This window comes from Vibrio sp. M260121 (assembly GCF_036533715.1).
In the GTDB taxonomy this organism is placed as follows: domain Bacteria; phylum Pseudomonadota; class Gammaproteobacteria; order Enterobacterales; family Vibrionaceae; genus Vibrio.
In genome coordinates this window covers 1-18,330 of the sequence record NZ_JATABF010000051.1, presented here as the reverse complement: position 1 = coordinate 18,330, position 18,330 = coordinate 1, and the positions used below count along the sequence as shown (strand labels likewise).

At 45.6% G+C, this 18,330-nt stretch carries 15 protein-coding genes and 1 tRNA gene; 7 read left to right on the top strand and 9 right to left on the bottom strand.

Annotated elements, in window-relative coordinates; genetic code table 11:
- Positions 1-52: 52 nt before the first annotated feature.
- Both flgM and QTO06_RS21915 read left to right on the top strand, forming a co-directional pair.
- Positions 53-367, top strand: a complete 315-nt coding sequence (flgM, locus tag QTO06_RS21920) for a flagellar biosynthesis anti-sigma factor FlgM (RefSeq protein WP_005425628.1) — start codon at positions 53-55, stop codon at positions 365-367.
- Positions 368-393: 26 nt separating this feature from the next.
- On the top strand, positions 394-819 hold the full coding sequence (locus QTO06_RS21915) for a flagella synthesis protein FlgN (RefSeq protein ID WP_005438640.1): 426 nt from the start codon (positions 394-396) through the stop codon (positions 817-819).
- Between the two features lie 225 nt (positions 820-1,044).
- On the opposite strand, the gene flgP is transcribed toward QTO06_RS21915, so the two are convergent.
- Positions 1,045-1,476 carry a flagellar assembly lipoprotein FlgP gene (gene flgP, locus QTO06_RS21910; protein ID WP_005438638.1) on the bottom strand — a complete coding sequence of 144 codons (432 nt, stop codon included), beginning with the start codon at positions 1,474-1,476 and terminating at the stop codon, positions 1,045-1,047.
- Positions 1,477-1,485: 9 nt separating this feature from the next.
- On the bottom strand, positions 1,486-2,124 hold the full coding sequence (locus QTO06_RS21905; RefSeq protein ID WP_005425606.1) for a FlgO family outer membrane protein: 639 nt from the start codon (positions 2,122-2,124) through the stop codon (positions 1,486-1,488).
- A gap of 172 nt (positions 2,125-2,296) precedes the next feature.
- On the opposite strand from QTO06_RS21905, the gene QTO06_RS21900 reads away from it, so the two are divergent.
- The gene (locus QTO06_RS21900) at positions 2,297-3,430 is read left to right on the top strand and encodes a flagellar assembly protein FlgT (RefSeq protein WP_331409779.1); all 1,134 of its coding nucleotides are present in this window, start codon (positions 2,297-2,299) and stop codon (positions 3,428-3,430) included.
- Positions 3,431-3,498: 68 nt separating this feature from the next.
- A tRNA-Arg gene (locus QTO06_RS21895) sits at positions 3,499-3,575 on the top strand.
- A gap of 89 nt (positions 3,576-3,664) precedes the next feature.
- On the opposite strand, the gene QTO06_RS21890 is transcribed toward QTO06_RS21895, so the two are convergent.
- From QTO06_RS21890 to chiP, 5 genes are all read right to left on the bottom strand, one after another.
- Positions 3,665-4,171 carry a hypothetical protein gene (locus tag QTO06_RS21890; protein ID WP_027726697.1) on the bottom strand — a complete coding sequence of 169 codons (507 nt, stop codon included), beginning with the start codon at positions 4,169-4,171 and terminating at the stop codon, positions 3,665-3,667.
- 196 nt (positions 4,172-4,367) lie between these two features.
- Positions 4,368-5,324 (bottom strand): OmpA family protein, encoded by a 957-nt coding sequence (locus QTO06_RS21885; RefSeq protein ID WP_331409777.1) that lies wholly within the window; start codon positions 5,322-5,324, stop codon positions 4,368-4,370.
- 604 nt (positions 5,325-5,928) lie between these two features.
- Positions 5,929-7,356: a glutamate--tRNA ligase gene (gene gltX, locus QTO06_RS21880; protein WP_331409775.1), complete on the bottom strand. Its 1,428-nt coding sequence runs from the start codon at positions 7,354-7,356 to the stop codon at positions 5,929-5,931.
- Positions 7,357-7,582: 226 nt separating this feature from the next.
- Positions 7,583-8,179: a YccT family protein gene (locus QTO06_RS21875; RefSeq protein ID WP_020196225.1), complete on the bottom strand. Its 597-nt coding sequence runs from the start codon at positions 8,177-8,179 to the stop codon at positions 7,583-7,585.
- A 123-nt stretch (positions 8,180-8,302) separates the two neighbouring features.
- Positions 8,303-9,424 (bottom strand): chitoporin, encoded by a 1,122-nt coding sequence (gene chiP, locus QTO06_RS21870; RefSeq protein ID WP_005438625.1) that lies wholly within the window; start codon positions 9,422-9,424, stop codon positions 8,303-8,305.
- A 473-nt stretch (positions 9,425-9,897) separates the two neighbouring features.
- Here chiP and QTO06_RS21865 point away from each other — a divergent pair, with 473 nt between their 5' ends.
- Positions 9,898-12,594 carry a heavy metal translocating P-type ATPase gene (locus QTO06_RS21865; protein WP_331409771.1) on the top strand — a complete coding sequence of 899 codons (2,697 nt, stop codon included), beginning with the start codon at positions 9,898-9,900 and terminating at the stop codon, positions 12,592-12,594.
- Between the two features lie 24 nt (positions 12,595-12,618).
- Entirely contained in the window at positions 12,619-13,068 is a 450-nt protein-coding gene (locus tag QTO06_RS21860) for a DUF411 domain-containing protein (RefSeq protein ID WP_009705665.1), read from the top strand.
- A 66-nt stretch (positions 13,069-13,134) separates the two neighbouring features.
- Here QTO06_RS21860 and QTO06_RS21855 read toward each other — a convergent pair whose 3' ends face one another.
- Together QTO06_RS21855 and QTO06_RS21850 are read right to left on the bottom strand one after the other, a co-directional pair.
- Entirely contained in the window at positions 13,135-13,827 is a 693-nt protein-coding gene (locus QTO06_RS21855) for an oligogalacturonate-specific porin KdgM family protein (RefSeq protein ID WP_005438618.1), read from the bottom strand.
- Between the two features lie 452 nt (positions 13,828-14,279).
- Entirely contained in the window at positions 14,280-16,931 is a 2,652-nt protein-coding gene (locus tag QTO06_RS21850) for a beta-N-acetylhexosaminidase (protein ID WP_331409769.1), read from the bottom strand.
- A 458-nt stretch (positions 16,932-17,389) separates the two neighbouring features.
- Between QTO06_RS21850 and QTO06_RS21845 the strand changes: the two genes are divergently transcribed.
- Positions 17,390-18,262 (top strand): TraB/GumN family protein, encoded by an 873-nt coding sequence (locus QTO06_RS21845; protein WP_331409767.1) that lies wholly within the window; start codon positions 17,390-17,392, stop codon positions 18,260-18,262.
- The last annotated feature ends 68 nt before the right edge of the window (positions 18,263-18,330 follow it).

Sequence of the window (18,330 nt, the reverse complement as noted above, 5' to 3'; positions counted from 1 at the left end):
CTTGGTCGATAGTCTGGATACCAGTATTACGATACGAGTTTAAGGTTGAAACATGGCAGGTATAGATAATATACGTTCAGGTCAGATGATGACGACGACAAGTCGCGCACCTGCACGAACGGATTCTAGTGCAACCAGCACAACGGAATCGAAAAAAGCGCCAGCACAACAAGACGCGGTATCACTAAGCCAACAAGGCAAAGCAGTCAGCAAACTCCAGAAGGATATGGCAGCTTCTCCGGCTTATGACAGCGCAAAAGTGGCGGCAATCAAAGAAGCAATTGCAAACGGTTCATACAAAGTTGACCCAGAGAAACTGGCGGACAACATGATCAAGTTTGAAAACGAATTGCAAGGCAAAAGCTAACTGACTTAGGCCCAAGGTAAGAATTCATGGCAGCATTAGTCGATCTTGTTAACTTCCAGCTAGAAAATGCAAAAGCACTTTCTGGTGTGTTACGTCAAGAAACACAGGCGATCAGCGCACGTGTGTCTACTGAGATCGAGAAACTTGCCAAAGAAAAGATGACACTCATTGGTCAATTAAGAACAACTGACCAGCGAATCGCCTCTCACCCGCACGTCAATCAACTTACCGAAGATGCAAACCTAAGTCAGGTTGTCGCACAGATCCAATCTATCATTCTCGATTGTCAGCAAGTAAACCAAATGAACGGTGAATCGCTCAATCGTGCTCAATCCAGTTTCAATAAACTTAACAACATGCTTCAGCGTACCCACGGTAAGGTCGGCATGACCTACAATGCCGGCGGCAAAACGCACACCATTTCGACTCTAGGCACTAACATTAAAGCTTAGCTCTTTGAGCTCACCCCACAACTGCCCTATCGAAGTTGTCTTTTAGCTAGTGACTCTCTTCCCCAAAACACAGCCAAAACGTAACCCAAACCTAACGTTCATAAAACCTAACGCGCATAAAACTCTCGCGTACAAAGCTAATACGAATAAAACTCACACGTATAAAAAAGCGACCGATTGTTGCCAACCCGTCGCTCAAATAGATTATCTGTTTGTGAAGTTGTATTAGAACAAGGTCTGCTGACGCTTCTCAGGCACCTGTTGTACTTCACCGTAGTCACGCAGTTTATCCATCTTACGGATATCCAAACGCAACTCTGTCACATAACTATCTTCTACTAAGTAACTGCGCACGACTTCTGCACCTCGAATAACGCCATCGACCGCGCCCGACGTGCTTTCAATGCCTAGACGTTGATCAGCAAGCTCTGCACGCCCACTCACTCGCATACCATACACTTGCTCAGCAAGTTCACGATAGGCATCAATCTTAGACGCACGCATTGCACGAACACGTTTCTCTTCGACAGTACGGCCAGTTTGCTCACTTACGCTTGCATAACCCACAGCCAACAAAATCTCATCTTGGCGCATCTGTTGTAGAGGCTGACATCCCACCAGCACCAATGTTGCGATAATAAATAATAACTTCTTCATGCTAGTTTCCTACGGGCGGAGAATCACAGTGTATGGCTGACGAATAGTAGGGTCAGAACGAATAAGCACGCCATCTTGGGTGCGGATGCTGTTCAGCGTATCCAAATCACGGCCAATACGATCCGCAGGTAAGAAACCTTGCGCCGTTGCAACCACAATGCGGCTCTGCATGCCCACAACACGAGCATTCACGAGCACACCACCTTCTTGGCGAAGCATAGTGCCTGTCAGCACGTACTGGATCTCTTGCTCTTGTGCCAAGTCTTGCCAATCACGGCTCAGTGCGAAATCGCCTTGCTGAGTCACTTGAATTGAACCTGTGGTTTTGAAATCCACAACTTTAAAACCTCGGCGCTGGAATTGGTGAATAAACCCTTCCGATACCGAGTTACCAAGCCAGTTGGTTGCATCCATGTTTTGCAGATCGACAAAAGAAGTAATCGCAATCGGTGTACGCGACGATACTGCAACGTTCGAAACCATTAGCTCTTCCGTCATGCTCTCAATGAAATAGTCCATCGTATGACGTGGACTGTCCATCAGCATGAATTGGCTGCCAGAATACGGTTCTTTACCATTGTAAATTGGTGAGTACGCGCACGATGTTAAAAGCGTCATCATCGATGCGGCAACAAGCCATCTTTTCATGGTTTGATTCTCCAGATAATCTTAGGTGTTACTGCTCTTTTTCGACTTCATTTCAATAAAACGTAATCTTGGAACAGTCTTTGCTTTTCTTCTGTTTGTCGAACGAAAGAAAAGCCCACCAAACTTCACTGAAATTGGTAAAGCAATATTTATACCCGAACGGTTACTAACAATGAAAAAATTATTTTTTAGCCTAATATCAATCACTTTTATATTGATGACGCCATTTCGTGCGGCTGCATCTTGGTATGAAGTGACAGGCGTTGCCACCATCGTTTCTTCTGAAGAAGCGGCAAGGCTGCATGCGTTGGAAGACGCGCTCTTCAAGGCTGTCAACTTTTCGGGCGCAGACATTGGCAGCATCAGTAACTTGATGCCATTGCTGGAAGAAAACCGCAAAGAGTACCAATTCACCAACCATGAAGTACGTTACATCCTGGTCGAGTCAGAGCGTAAACGCAGCGGCAAGATGGAAATGAGGATCCGAGTGGATATTTATCCATCGGCAACGGGTTGCCACGTGGATCAATACAAGAAGACGATCTTAGTCGGCAACATCGACGTCGCTTCTCCTCAACAAGCGGTCATGGGTCAAATCTACAATGTTGGTGATGACTTTAGCCACGTGGTCAATCGTCAGCTTGATCAAACCTCACGCAGTTTTGTGTCTGTTGGTACTACCGATTACTCCATCAGTGCTAATTACCCAGAGCGCACTAAGATGATCGCGCAAGACAATGGCGCGCAATACATCATCGGCGGTGTCATTACCGACTTGACTGCCACGATCGATGCCAAGCTGCTTAAAGACGACGTTATCAACCGCCAGTTTGCGATGGAGATGAAAGTCTTCGACGGAAAAACAGGCCACGAGGTTTACCACAAGAACTACCGCGAAGTGGCGAAGTGGCCATTTGCTAAAACCAGCCAAGTCGATACTCGCAGTGCTCGTTTCTGGGCATCAACTTACGGTGAGATGATGCTGCGCGTTAGCCGCAACATTATGTTGGATTTGGAATCGGAGCTGTCTTGTAAAATCACGCTACCAGAAGTGGTTGCTGTATTTGGCAATACTGTAACCATGGATCTTGGCCGCATGCACGGCGTACAAGAGGGAGATCAGCTGCAATTGTGGCACACAGCGTCTTTCATCGACCAAAACGGCTTACCACGTAATAAGGTCTCTCAGAGCGATATTACCCTAAGAGTAACTCGTGTTTACGAACACGAAGCGGAGCTGACTATTGAGCAGCCAAACCTTGCCTCTAGTGTGCAAATTGGCGACGTAATGAACAAGATGCTTTAGCAACGCGTATAACGCTTTGCGATATGCCTACTTTTGAATATCATAGGCAACGCATCTTATTTGATTACGCCCCCATGGCACAGCTGGATAGCGCAGTCCCCTCCTAAGGGACAGGTCGTAGGTTCGAATCCTACTGGGGGCGCCACTCATCGCCTTAGCTTCGTTTATTTAAGCTAAGGCTTTTTTATGTCTTTTGATCAGAGAAAGGAAAACAAGAGAAAGCTAACCGCATCTCTATTTGAGGTCGATGCTGTTGAGACGCCCCATAAAGGTCAAGATTTCGAGATTATCTTTGTGTGCATCGAGCAGAGCTTTTTTGGTTTGCATATAAGCCGCAAGCTTGCCGTACTTGTTGATAGACCGCACCACCGTTTTGTACTTGTATTCGCCAGCGTCATTAAACTCACGCCACTTTGCAATATAACAAGTGTCACGGTTGTCTGGATCATCCAACGTCGGATTTGGTTTGTGGACTATCTTAGGCTCCACACTGTGTGGCAACCGCGTCATTAAGTACGGGTCTTTCAATAGTCTCCGCCAAAACTTCCCCCACATCTCACGCCCGAGCTCATTACGCAGTTTGATGGCCTTCTTAAGACCTCTCTTTTCTCCAATGCGCACGAATCCCACGGAACGATGCAAAACGGTATCTTCCGGTGTGTGGATATGAATCTTAAAGGCGGTCTTGCCTTTCGAAATGAAGCGGTGTCCAGTATTTGTAATTAAATTGCTCTTAGACATAGTGCTAACTAATAATTCTATTAATAGCTAAAAGGGTAAGCAAAACTCATAGATAATTAAAGTAATAAAATACAAAACTGTAAATAGCATCAGTGTTGATTCTTTTTGAAACATCTAAATTCAGATATAAAAAGCCCCAAAGAGCGAACTCTTTGGGGCATTCAGCGCTTAAGGCTTCTAACGGTCAGATAGGAGCTTATTGCTGAACTTGGTATTCGAACTCAGGAACAACAACTTCTACGCGACGGTTTTGTTCACGACCTTCACGAGTCTCGTTTGAAGCGATTGGGTTGTTTTCACCTTCGCCACGAGCGTGAATGCGATCTGCGTCGATGCCTTTTTCTACAAGAGCGTTAGCTACAGATTCAGCACGCTTCTCAGAAACTTTTTGGTTGTAAGCCGCTGGGCCTGAAGTATCTGTGTAACCAATTACGTCAACGTTCGCTTGTGGGTACTCGTTTAGGAATGCTACTAGGTCGTCTAGTTTCGAAGCGCTCTCTGGCTTAAGAGTAGTGCTGTTTAGTGCGAAGCTACCAGTACCGATTGTTTGAGTTTCGAAAGTCTTAGTTACTACTACTGGAGCAACTTCTTCTACAACCACTTCTTCAACGATTGGCTCTTCTTCTACAACAACTTCATCGTTGCCGCCGAACTTGAATGCAACACCTAGCGTTGCAGAGTTGCCCATTGCTTTCACTGAATCGTTGCTGATGTCAGTGATTGTTTGGTATTCCGCACGTGCTGTTACGTTTTCGCTAACGTTGAATTCAAGACCAGCTGCACCTAGGTAAGAGTAGTCATCTTTACCGTCGTTCATCATTAGGTAAGCACCACCCACTTTACCGTAAAGTGCGATGTCTTCTGTGATTGGTAGGCTGAACTTAGGAGCAAGAGTGATTGCTTCTACGTGGCCACCGAAAGAAGTTTGGTCGAAGTCACCTAGGTTGTCGAAACCAGCTTCTACTGAGAAGTAGTCATTCATTTCGTAACCAACAAAAGCACCTAGAGTAGAGCCATCTTTGTCACAAGCTTGACCAGCTACACAAGCGTCGTCCATCCAAGACTTACCCATCTTACCGCCCATGTATACTTCTGCGTGCGCTGCTGAAGCCATAAGTAAAGAAGCTGAAATTACCGCTGCTAGTTTTTTCATTATTGATTCCTCTAAAAGAAGTTCTCTTGTTCGTAACGAAATGCGCCGCCTGACTGACGTTGTATTTCAATTCTTTTATTCAGTTCCTTTGAGTTTGATACCGAAGTAACTTCCGACTGTTTGCATAAAAGTCACTTGGGTATACCTCCTGGTCAGTGGTGCATATCGCACCCTCACTGACGGCGAGCACTATAACCCCAAGAAATCCCGAGACAAATCCCAAAACTGTCAATTTAATGTCATCGAAAAGCATGACTTAATGTGATCTAGAGCACTCTAAAGCGAGCTACGACAACAACGCAAACGTTTGCGTTATATTTCGAAAAAGAATAGGTAAAGCAAATTAACTTCTCATTAATGAGACGATAAATAGGGAACTTTATGGATTGTGTTTTTAATTCAGAGAGATATTTCGTATGAAACAAGCAAATACGCATTTGCAAAGGTTATATTTGGATAAGTAAAACTTATCAATTTTTGAGCAACTTGATGATAAAAGATACACAAGACACAACCAACCTTGGTTAAATTAGGCCGTTTTCCTAGCGTAAGATACAAAAAAGCCGCGAAGTTTATCGCGGCTTTTGATTATTTATTCAGGCAATTATGCGTTTGCTTCACGCTCAGCGATGAACTCAAGCGCCATCTTGATGCGAACAACACAGCGCTCTTTGCCAATCAGTTCCATTACTGCATCTACAGAAGGAGACTGACCGCCACCTGTTACTGCTACGCGCAGTGGCATACCGATTTTACCCATGCCGATTTCTAGCTCTTCACATACTGCTGCGATAACGCCATCTTTGATGTTCGCTGTCGTCCACTCAGTCAGTGCTTCTGCTTTCGCTAGAGCAAGCTCTAGAGGCTCTTTAGCAACGCCGCGTAGGTGTTTCTTCGCCGCGCCCGCTTCAAACTCAGCGAAGTCTTCGTAGAAGTAACGGATTTGCTCAGCTAGCTCAACTAGCGTGTTGCAACGCTCACCCACTAGCTTGATCACTTCAGTGATAGCTGGGCCGTTTGTTACGTCTAGTTTTTGTTGATCAAGGTGCCATTGTAGGTGCTGTGCAACGTACGCTGGATCTGAGTTCTTGATGTAGTGGTTGTTCAACCATTGCAGTTTGTCAGTGTTGAATGCTGACGCTGACTTAGATACTGCGTTTAGGCTAAATAGGTTGATCATTTCTTCTTGAGTGAAGATCTCTTGGTCACCATGAGACCAACCAAGACGCACTAGGTAGTTGTTTAGTGCTGCAGGTAGGTAACCCATATCGCGGTATTGCATTACTGATACAGCGCCGTGACGCTTAGACAGTTTTGCACCGTCATCACCTAGGATCATTGCACAGTGTGCGAATGTTGGTACTGGCGCACCTAGTGCTTCGTAGATGTTGATCTGACGAGGCGTGTTGTTGATGTGGTCTTCACCGCGCACTACATGAGTGATGCCCATATCCCAGTCGTCAACCACTACACAGAAGTTGTAAGTTGGCGAACCGTCAGTACGACGGATGATCAGATCATCCATTTGTGTGTTGCTGATTTCGATACGGCCACGGATTTGGTCATCAAATACTACGCTGCCTTCTTTCGGGTTACGGAAACGGATAACACATGGATCGCCATCTTTTGCCGCTTCGTTTGCCGCTTTGATCTTTGGATGGTTAGCATCGTAGCGAGGCATTTCTTTGTTTGCTTCTTGCTCTGCACGAACTTCGTCTAGCAGCTCTTTAGATGCGTAACATTTGTATGCTTTGTCTTCTTCTAGAAGCTTATCAACCATCTCGTTGTAACGATCAAAACGTTGAGTTTGGAAGTAAGGACCTTCGTTCCACTCAAGACCTAGCCATTCCATGCCTTCTAGGATCGCATCAACCGCTTCCTGAGAGTTACGCTCAAGGTCAGTATCTTCGATACGTAGAACGAATTCACCACCTTGGTTTTTAGCGTATAGCCAAGAGTAAAGTGCAGTACGCGCACCACCAACATGTAGGTAGCCAGTTGGGCTAGGAGCAAAACGAGTTTTAACCGTCATCAGAGTTCCTTAGGGGTAATGAGCAACGAGAGGGCTCTCGTTGTAATATCAAGGATAAAAGTGGCGACATTTTACCACCGTAAGTCGATTCTACAATCCTTCCGTGTGGTTTAACGCCAGAAATACAAACAGGGCAGCACCGATTAAGGTACTGCCCTCTTATTTATAGCGACAAAATACTTAGAACAACAGAAAAGCTATCGCAAAAGAAAGTTACGAATGCCGATTATTTTAGATTCTGCATCGCCCACTGCATGAATTCTTGTTGCTCTTGACGGCTTAGATCACTGAATGACTCTTTCAATGTCTTAGTGACAGCCGGAGACGCCGCGATGCTTGCTTTCGTCGATTGCTTGTTCACTGCTTTGTTGTAATCAGCCACTTCACGTTCATAGTCGCGGAACCCTTGTAGGCCGCCTTTGCGAAGTTGAACCATAGAAAACTCAACATCTTTGCCGCTTGCGTCTTTCAGCGTCAGTTTCGGATCCATTTCAAATGCTTTGGCTTCTTCAATCGTGCGGAACTTATTGTATGTCAGCGTAAGCTCTGCATCTTTCGGTGCATCGAACTCAAGTAAAAGCGGCTGTGAATCAAACTTACGACGCTTGCCATCTTCAAATACAATTTGACCAACATTCACAGCAAGTTGGTTTGCACCATCTTCAACTTTGATGCTGTTGTTGTCAGAGATCCACTCAGGGTAGACGAACTCACTGTTGAGAACGCGAGGAACCAATTCCGCTTGCAGAGTAAGTTGAGCAGCAAATGCAGGCGCAGAAAGGATTGCGCAAAGTCCTAATAGTGTGGTTGTTTTTTTCATCATGGTTTTCTCGTCTTATACCAATTTAGATAAGCCACTGAAACTAACAGGCCGGTCATTCCAATGGCTTATGTGAATAAGTATCAAGACAAAAAGGGCGTTTCCGCCCTTTTAGCTGCTTCTATATTAGAAGTAGTATTCAACACCTACAGAGAACTCGTCGTAGTCAGCTGACTTCCAACGTGCTTTAGTGTTATCGTCTAGTTGAGACGCACCGTCACCGAAGTCTAGAGTACGTGCACGAGCGTAAAGTACTGCAGATGGGTCTACGAAGTACATGATCTGTGCAGATAGTACATCATCTGCTGTGTTGTCGATTGTCTTACCGTCACGTTCTAGGTCAAAGTTTGCTGCGTAACCCAGTTTGTACTGCCAGTCACCTGTTGTGTACATCAGACCTGCAGACATCGCATCTTGCTTCTCGTTTACACCGTTGCTTGCGTCAGCTTCCATGTATTTGTATTGAGCGAAGAAAGAGATACCGTTTTCAAACCAACCTTGAACACCTACTAGGTACGTGTTGTTTTCCCAAGTTTGACCTTCACCTTCGATGTTGCGGTTACCTTCGTACGCAGCATCCAATTGTAGTGGACCTAACTTGTAGTGAGCCGCGATGCCGCCCCAGTAATCGTCGCCTTCACCTAGACCAGCTTTGTCACCTGCACCCGCTGCGATATCTAGAGAGAATTTGTCAGCAAACATTGGAGAGTCCCAACGGATTGTGTTTGATTGACGGTCTTGGTACTTAGCACCACCGATCGCACCACCCCAGTCGTAAACATCGCCTAGACCTGGGTTAGATGCTGGCCAGTCAACCAACTCGTACATTGGAGTAAGAACACGACCTAGACGAACTTGACCCCAAGACGCACTTTCAAAACCTACGAATGTGTCACGCTCACCAAGACCTGCACCTTCACCACCGAAGCTTGGGTCTACGTAGCCACCTTCGATTTGCCAAATGAACGTTGGTTCAAAGTTAGCGAATTGCTTTTTACCACGGAAGCCGATACGTGATTCGTTGTTTAGCTGCATGCCGCCCAAATCGTCGTCAGTTGCTTTGCTACCAGAATCGTAATCGCGGTACGCGGCCTGCATCGCGATAATGCCGTAAACTTCGTAAGAGAAAGAGTCTTTAGTTAGGTACTCTTTCGCTGCATCACTGTTTGCACCATCAGCAAAAGCTGAACCACTGAACATCATGCCTGTGATTGCAGTAGCAAGTAGGCTTTTCTTTAGGTAAGACATTTTTAACCCCTATATTTTTAGTTTTTTCCATTTTCAAATTCGCTAACTAGGACATTGCAGGAACTTGAAACAATGTGTGGACGGGGCAAATATGACAAACTTTTTTCGCAGTAAAAAACTTTCCAAACCGCAATCTGAGCAAGTTCAAAATCAGAAGATCAAAAGCAATATAAACCAATAATTAACAACAACTTATAGTGACAAATAAAAATATAAAAACGTCAAAACCACTCAATCTCTCTCTGTTTTTATATAAAAAGCTCAAAAATCGTGAGCGCCCTCACTCAACTTTTAGGCGTTTTAACGGAACTTTATATTCAGAGAGAAAAAACTTTGAGATAACTCGCAACAATCCCTGCACAAAGGCTGTGCAATAACGTCGATTTTGACGAATTTGTTTCGCGTCGAAAAACTTGACCTTCCCCTTGCAGGAAGGTTTATGCTCTGCTCATTACTATTATTGAGGACAAATTATGTATCAGTTCGTTGTACCTATGTCAGGGCTCAACTGCATGGGCTGTGCGAGAAAAGTTGAGAAAGCTTTACATGCCAATCACAGTGTTGAGATCATCAATTTGTCCCCGACCATGGTTGAGGTGAAAACCGAGTCCCCTCTTTCTTCTATTGTTGAATCGATCGAGTCGCTGGGTTATCTCGCTGGTCATCAATTTCAGTTCCATCTAGCTGGATTAAGCTGCGGCGGCTGCGTGAAGAAACTCTCTTCTTTATTAGAAGCGAATCAAGACGTCATTGCGTTTCAAGCGTCGACAACCCAACTCGATATCACGACCCTACTCTCAGAGCAGCAAGTGATCGATCTTGTGGCAACTCTTGGCTATACCGCTAGCCTTGATTCTATTGAAGTAGAAGAAGAAAGCTCACCAGAGATTGAACAGGCAGAAAAGCAAAACAATATTAAAGATGCACAGGTGCCACCAGCGAGTATTCAATTGCAAATGCTGATTCAAGGCATGACGTGTGCGAGTTGCGTCTCTTCAGTAGAGAAAGCACTTACTAACGTAGAAGGCATTGAGAAAGCACAAGTAAACCTTGCTGAGCAAAGTGCATTAGTGTTCGCCACTCAAGATACAGAAGCCCTGCACCAAGCGATCGTTGAATCCGTAAAACAGGCCGGTTACCAAGCAGAGATCTTGCAAGACGCAGCAACCCAACAAGAAAAACAAGCGGCTCAACAACTTGCCCAACAAAAACGCTTCAAGCTAGATGCCATTGCTGGTTTAGTTGTCGGTGCGCCACTGATGTTGTGGGGAGTGTTTGGCGGCAACATGGTGATTCGCAATACGAACGACCAGCTAGCTTGGGGCGCGATTGGTATTCTGTGTCTCTTACTGCTTGCAACCGCGGGTAAGCACTTCTTTACTAACGCATGGTTAGCAGCCACTCACAAACGCGCCACCATGGACACCTTAGTAGCGCTAGGTACTGGTGCGGCGTGGTTCTATTCAATGCTTGTGGTGATTTTCCCAGACTGGTTCCCTCTTGCTTCACGCCATGTGTATTTTGAAGCAAGCGCAATGATCATCGGCTTAATTTCTCTTGGTCACTATATAGAGGCAAAAGCCAAAGCCAACACAACACGCTCACTGCAGGCTCTGATTAACCTGCAACCTCAACAAGCGACTGCGATTACAGAACAAGGTGATCAACAGATCGCAGTTGAGCAAATCACGCTAGGCATGAAACTGCGCATCAAACCGGGCGAGAAAGTGCCAGTAGATGGCGTTGTGATACAGGGTGAATCGTACATTGATGAATCGATGCTAACCGGTGAACCCGTACCAGTGTTAAAAGCGCAAGATGCACAAGTGTCTGCCGGTACCCTGAACACCGATGGTGGATTAGTCATTGAAGCAACGGGCATCGGTGCGAACACCATGCTGGCTCGAATCATTCGCATGGTACGCACAGCGCAAAGCAGCAAACCTGCCATTGCCAAATTAGCAGACCAGATTTCATCGGTGTTTGTGCCGGTCGTGGTCGGCATCGCAATCCTTGCCGCTTTGGTTTGGTTTGCCGTAGGTCCAGAACCTAAAGCCAGCTATATGCTTGTGGTAACGACTACCGTCCTGATCATCGCCTGCCCTTGTGCACTAGGCTTAGCAACGCCATTGTCGGTCACCGTTGGTGTCGGTAAAGCCGCAGAGCTCGGCATTCTGATCAAAGACGCTGATGCACTACAGTTGGCGAGCAAAATTGACACGGTCGTATTCGATAAAACTGGCACGCTTACTCAAGGTAAACCGAGTGTGCAGCAAGTGTTTACTCACGCCACCAGCCAAGAGCACATGCTTGCTCTGGCATACGCGGCAGAGCGTCAATCGGAGCACCCATTGGCAAAAGCCGTATGTGATTACGCGAGAAAGAACAATACTGAGAGTGTTGAGTTGAGCGCATTCGAGAACATTCGTGGCCGTGGTATTACTGCGACTTACCAAGCACAACCGCTACTCATTGGCTCATTGCAATTTATGCAAACCGAGCAGATTGATACCAGCTCAATGAAGCAAGCGATTGAAGATTGTGCAAACAACGCATGGACACCAGTGGCTGTAGCGCTGAACAACGAACTGATTGGTTTAATTGCCATCGCTGACCCGATTAAATCTGATGCCAAACAAGCGGTGTCTGCATTAAAATCGCAGGGCATAAAAACCGTCATGCTCACAGGCGACAACCAACACGTTGCCAATGCGATCGGCAAAGAGCTCGGCATGGATGAAGTCATCGCTCAAGTGATGCCCGACGAGAAAGCACAACATATTGAACTGCTGCAATCTCAAGGCCGCACAGTGGCGATGATCGGTGATGGCATCAATGACGCGCCAGCCCTTGCGCTGGCGGATCTTGGTGTCGCAATGGGAAGTGGCAGTGACGTGGCAATCGAAAGCTCACAAATGACCATTCTCAATACATCACCAATGGCCGTTGTGCATGCGATTGAACTTTCGCGCGCGACACTTAAGAACATGAAACAAAACTTGTTCGGCGCCTTTGTTTATAACTCGTTGGGTATCCCTATCGCCGCAGGCGTACTTTACCCAGCGTTTGGATTTTTGCTCAGTCCTGTCGTTGCTGGCGCAGCGATGGCACTGTCTTCAATCACGGTCGTCAGTAATGCAAATCGACTACGACTGTTTACCATTAAGTAAGCGACACTTCTTCTCGAGGATATTATGAAGTTGAAACTATTGACCTTTACAATGCTTGCTGTCACATCGGCGAACGTATTAGCCGCTGATGTCATCAACCACAAATCGCCATACTGTGGCTGCTGTGGCGAATGGACAAAACACATGGAAGAGAACGGCTTTACTGTGGAAGAGAAGCTGCATGATGACATGAATGCGATCAAACGCGATTTGGGCATCAAGAACGAACAGCTTTACTCTTGCCACACCGCAGAGATCGATGGCTACGTATTTGAAGGCCATATTCCTGCCGACGACATTAAAGCGTTTTTGGAAAACCCACCTCGAAATGCAAAAGGCCTGACTGTACCGGGTATGCCAATGGGCTCACCGGGCATGGAGTACGGCGATAAGAAAGACAGCTACGCTGTTTACGCCTACAACGAGAAAGGTCAGGTTTACGAATACCGTTACCACAAAGGCAACGACCAATAAAAACAAAGCCCAGCGATTCAAACCGCTGGGCTTTTTCTTAATGGACAGTTAAGACAAACTTTATAATTAGAAGCCGTAAGACGCACCGAACACGAACGCGTTGTTCACTAGGCTGTCACCCGCTGAGTTTTCTGCACCGTGAGCTTGACTACGGAACTCAAAGTATGGCTGTACGCCTTTACGAGTCCATGTTGCACGCAACTCGTGGTCCATAGTCTCTGCTTCAATCATGTAAACGTTGTTGTAGCTGAAGGTCACGTCTTCATTCATCGCGTAACCAATGCGGTTATCCATGCGGTAATCTGTATCAGCATCAGCGTCTGTCGCATCAATATGTGCACGAGTACGGTTGCTTAGCGAGATACCGTTATCGAAGTTGTAGCCGATTTTAACCAAAGGACGGTATTGGATGCTCTCACCCGCAGAGAATAGGTGTTGGTAACCTGCTGCAACCCATAGGTGATCAGTGATGTTAAATGCTTGCTCACCACCTACTGTGATTGCTGGAGTTGTGTTACCTGCACCGCCGTTTTCAGTTTCTAGTTTACCTAGTTGAATGCCGTCAAACTCAGTGTAAACCGTGAAGCCGCCGAATTGGTTATCGAAAGTGTGGCCTGCTTCTAGCGTTGATGTCATGTCCGAACCGTGGATTCGGCCATCATCGTGGAATTGGATGTTACCCGTTACGTAAGATGAGCCTGCGAAAGCGCTTGATGCGAAAACAAGAGAAAGTGCACTTAGTGCAAAAACGTTTTTCATAATATTGCTGCCTTTATTTGTTCACGTTATGCGATGAGTTGTCCGGCTATCACTTGCCCTTCATCGCAAACATTGGGATGTGCCTCCCTGGCGACAGCAATACTGCGCAATTTAATTCGCATTGAAAAATAAATCGTTTAAAACAGTGATCCAATTCAAATCGACATTTTCGAAATCCAAAAAAGTTTATTAAATACAGAGTCTTGCTATAAAACCTAAAAATTCGTCAAAAAAATAAAGTGTGAAGTCAGGCTAGTTACACTCTCAAATCAAGCATTAAACAAGCATCAAGATCACACTATTCTTTTCTTTCTAAATTGCGAACTTAATTATCAGTAAAAAATAATCAGACATTGATCACGCTTATTTTCCACAGAAAAATAAACAAAGCCCCCAACATAAGTTGAGGGCTTTGAGTAAGGAACAATGATTTTAGTGAATGATTAGCAGAATTACTTCACGCTCGTCACGCGGCTTGTCTTCTCGCCTGTTGCAGATACAGAGCGAATAAACACTTCACCTTTCACATTTGGACGAGCATTGTCTGCGTAAGTTAGCCAGTTTTTGCCGTCTAGAGAGTATTGAAGCTTCACGCCAGGGAACTGAACGTTCATTGCTAGCTTGCCATCTTCTACTTTCGCACCTGGTACAGGTAGGCGGTAGTCGATGCCTGATTTCTCTAGCTTAGCCAGTTCACGTTGGCCAAGTACGTTCGCAAAGCGATTGTAGTCTTGGTTTAGCGCAGCTTTGTCCACTAGGTTAGAGTTTTGCGAGTATTCAACACCCACTTTGTAGTCGTTTTCCCAGTCTGCACGGTGCCATGCACGCTCAGCCGCTGCCAGTACGCGAGGGAATACCATGTACTCGTATTGCTCGTCGTTACGTACTGTCTCAGACCAAAGCTGTGCAGATAGACCGTAGAAAGGTTTCGCTTCGATTTCACCTTTACCAGTAAAGCCGTTGCCATCGCGGTCTAGAGACGTTTCTGCGTTCTGAGGCATGTTCTCTGGTGCAAAGCCAAACATCTTACGAGTATCTGTTGCACGCGTTGCCCAGTAGTAACCACGCTCTTTCGGGTCCACTTCGTATGGCATGTCCATGTAAACGTAGTCTGGGTTAGAAACGATCACGTCGTAACCTTTCTTTGACCACTCGTACACTGATGATGTGCCACCCCAGTAAAGAACGTCCCAGAAGTTAACACGTGTGTTTTCTGTTGCGAACGCTTTCTCACCTTCACTGTACTTAAGGCCATCTTGCCAAGCTTGGAAGTTTGGAATGCCTTTCTCAGCCACAATCTTCGACACTTCTTCTGCGAAGTGGCTTGGTAGATGAGCAAAGTCGCTTACCGTACCGTCTGCAATTAGCGTCTGACATTGTGGAGATTGTGCGAATGGCTTGTCTTGTTTAGACAGGTCAATCGTACCTTTCCAGCTTACTTTGTCTTCAGCGTTCACATCTTGGAAACCAGCGCCTAGCTTAATGTTCTTCGCTTCGTCACCACCAAAGTGCCATGTTGTTAGCGGTGAGCCCGCTTCTTGGTGCATTGCTGCAACTTCTGAAATCACTTTATCAACAAAGCGAGTTGAAGATTCCATACATGGGTTGATGAAGCTTTGCTTGTTGTAGAACTGAACCGTCGTTACATTCGATGTATCTTTAGGATCCATCAGGCGGTATTCGTTCGCTTCTGCTTCTTTACCTTCTTCCATTAGACGGTCGTAACGCGCTTCCATTGATACTACCGCTGCACGAGCGTGCGCTGGCATATCGATTTCTGGAATCACTTCAATGTTACGTGCTTTCGCGTATTTCAAGATTTCCACGTAGTCTGCTTTGCTGAAGTAGCCAGAGCCAAAGTTGTCTGTCGTTGGACCAGAGCCAAGCTGAGGCAGTAAACAGCTTTTCTCTTGTGTATCGAAACAACGGTTAGCACCCACTTCTGTCAGCTCAGGCAGACCCGGGATTTCTAAACGCCAGCCTTCATCGTCCGTTAGGTGAAGGTGTAGTTTGTTCATCTTGTACGCTGCCATTTGGTCTAGCGTTGCAAGAATTGCGTCTTTAGAGTGGAAGTTACGAGCCACATCCACCATCACACCACGGTAATCAAAACGAGGCGCGTCTTTAATAGACAGTTGTGGTAGAGAATCAGCATTTTGGCTATCTACCAGGCCAAAGATAGATTGTACTGCGTAGAAAGCACCCGCTTGGTCAAACGCTTTAATCGCAATACCGTCGCCTTTGATGCTCATCTCGTAAGCACCAGACTTTGCTAATTCACCGGTGAAGTCTGCAGGAACAACAGTGATGCTTACAGGAAGATCACCACGAACATCCACACCTACCACTTCTGCACGATCTTGAATTGCTGCGTATTGAGTCGCATCGAATGCGTCTTTAGGCAGCGCGATACCCGCCGCGATATCTACCGTACCTTTACCTGCTTCAACAGACATTGGCGTTGGTAGTAACGTGGTTGATACGTCTTGTTTTGCTAGGTCTTCGTTCTTCTCGAAACGAGACACAGCGTTTGCAAATACATTGTTGTCATCTGGCGTACGTTTTAGGTTGTTACCCTCAAGGCCAGTCACGAAAGATGCAACGTATTCTGTGTTAAGAGAAGCGATCATCTTAGGCTCTGCATTTGGTGCAGCAACAAACGCGCCTGGCATGAAGTCAGTTTCAAATAGCTGCCAGTATTCAGCAACAAGAGGAAGCACAACCTCTTCACCCGCAGCAAAACCATCAAACTTATCTGTTGGTTCTAGTTTGTGTAGGTCACCCGTTACGCGAGAGATTTTGAACTGTTCGTTTTCAACATCCAAAATCAGACGAATGCTGTGGAAGTAAATAGCCCAATCTTTAGAGTCAACCGCTTCACCTTGGTTAACTAGCGTCATGTTTACTTTGTTACAAGACGCCCACTCAGCACCCATGTCTTGACATGCAAGACCTTCATTTGCGCCGTGGTTAGTCAACACTTCATATTGAATATCAAGGTTGTCAGCCAATGAGTTTACAACTTGTTGCTCAGAGTTCTGTAGTGAAGAGCAACCTGCCAATGTAGCGATAACAGAAGCAGCAATCAGACTATGTTTCAACATCTTACTTTCCCCAAAAAGTCAGTGGTTCAAAACGACATTTATCAAAAATGGTGAGCACCTAAATGCGAGGCGCTTAACAGTTGCATTCAACATACAAGCAGTTATTTCTAAGCGTAAAATTAATGGAACTAAGAAGTGATCCAGCTCAAATTCAGCTTCAAGCAGAAAAATATAAACATATTAATTTCAATCGCTTAGCTAAAACGTTAAAAACGACCAACTTTTTTTGACGAGTTTGTTGCGATCTTAATCACGAATATTGATGGGGTTCGACTGGTTTTATAGGATTTTGATCACTATTGGTTATTAAGTGAACCATTAACAACAAACTCAATTGAAACGCTTTCGTGAATTAGCTCTCATTTCTCCGCCGTTAAAACTCGTCAATATTTTTAAAAATGACGATTTTGCCGAACCGTGTTATAGATAAGATGCATATTGAATTCGAGGAGCAAAATATGTTTCGACTCTTGTCCGTAATGTCATCTCTGATCGTCTTTTTTACTTCTTATTCAGTTCAAGCCGAGCCACAGCATTGGCTAGCAAAGAAAGGCGATATGGAATACATGATTATTGGCTCCGTCCATGTGGGTGACAAAACCATGTATCCACTGCCAAAAGCCGTCACCCAGTTCCTCAAAAACAGTGATGGCTTAATCATCGAAGCCGATGTTCGAAATACTGAAGGCGTGACCTACCCAAAAACTGCATTTCTGGCCAAAGATGTTTTAGATAGAACCCAGCGCAAACATCTTGCTGAGATAGCCAATGACTTAGGCCTACAAGAAGCACAGTTACTCAATGCGCCGCCATGGTCTGCGGCTTTAACCATTCAGCTAATGTTGGTAAACAAACTGGGTTATGCATCCGACCAAGGCGTCGACATGCACTTGATTAACCTAGCCGATAAACAACAAGTGCCAGTACTGCCTTTGGAAAGTGTGCAGTTTCAGTTGGATTTGATCGCGGGACAAAAAGATGGTGGTAAAGAGCTGCTGCTTTCTTCGATTGAGGAATACGATGGCGGTGAAAAACTGGTGCAGTGCTTAATCGACAGCTGGAAAAGCGGAGACGGCAGCACATTAGAAGAAGCATCGATGAGTGAACAATCAAGTGATGAGTTTAATCAAGCTTTCTTGTACGACCGTAACCGAGATTGGGCTGAAAAATTAGATTCTGGCAGAATGCTACCGAAGAAGTCAGGCCAATACACAATTGTTGTCGGCAGCTTGCATTTAGTCGGCAAAGACAACATCATTGAGCTGCTCGAAGAACGTGGTTTTACTGTTGAGCCTCTCGGCAATACACACAAAGCCGACTGCGATATCTAATCAATAGCGTTTTGTATAGCTGGGATTCGGGATTCGGGATTCGGGATTCGGGATTCGGGATTCGGGAT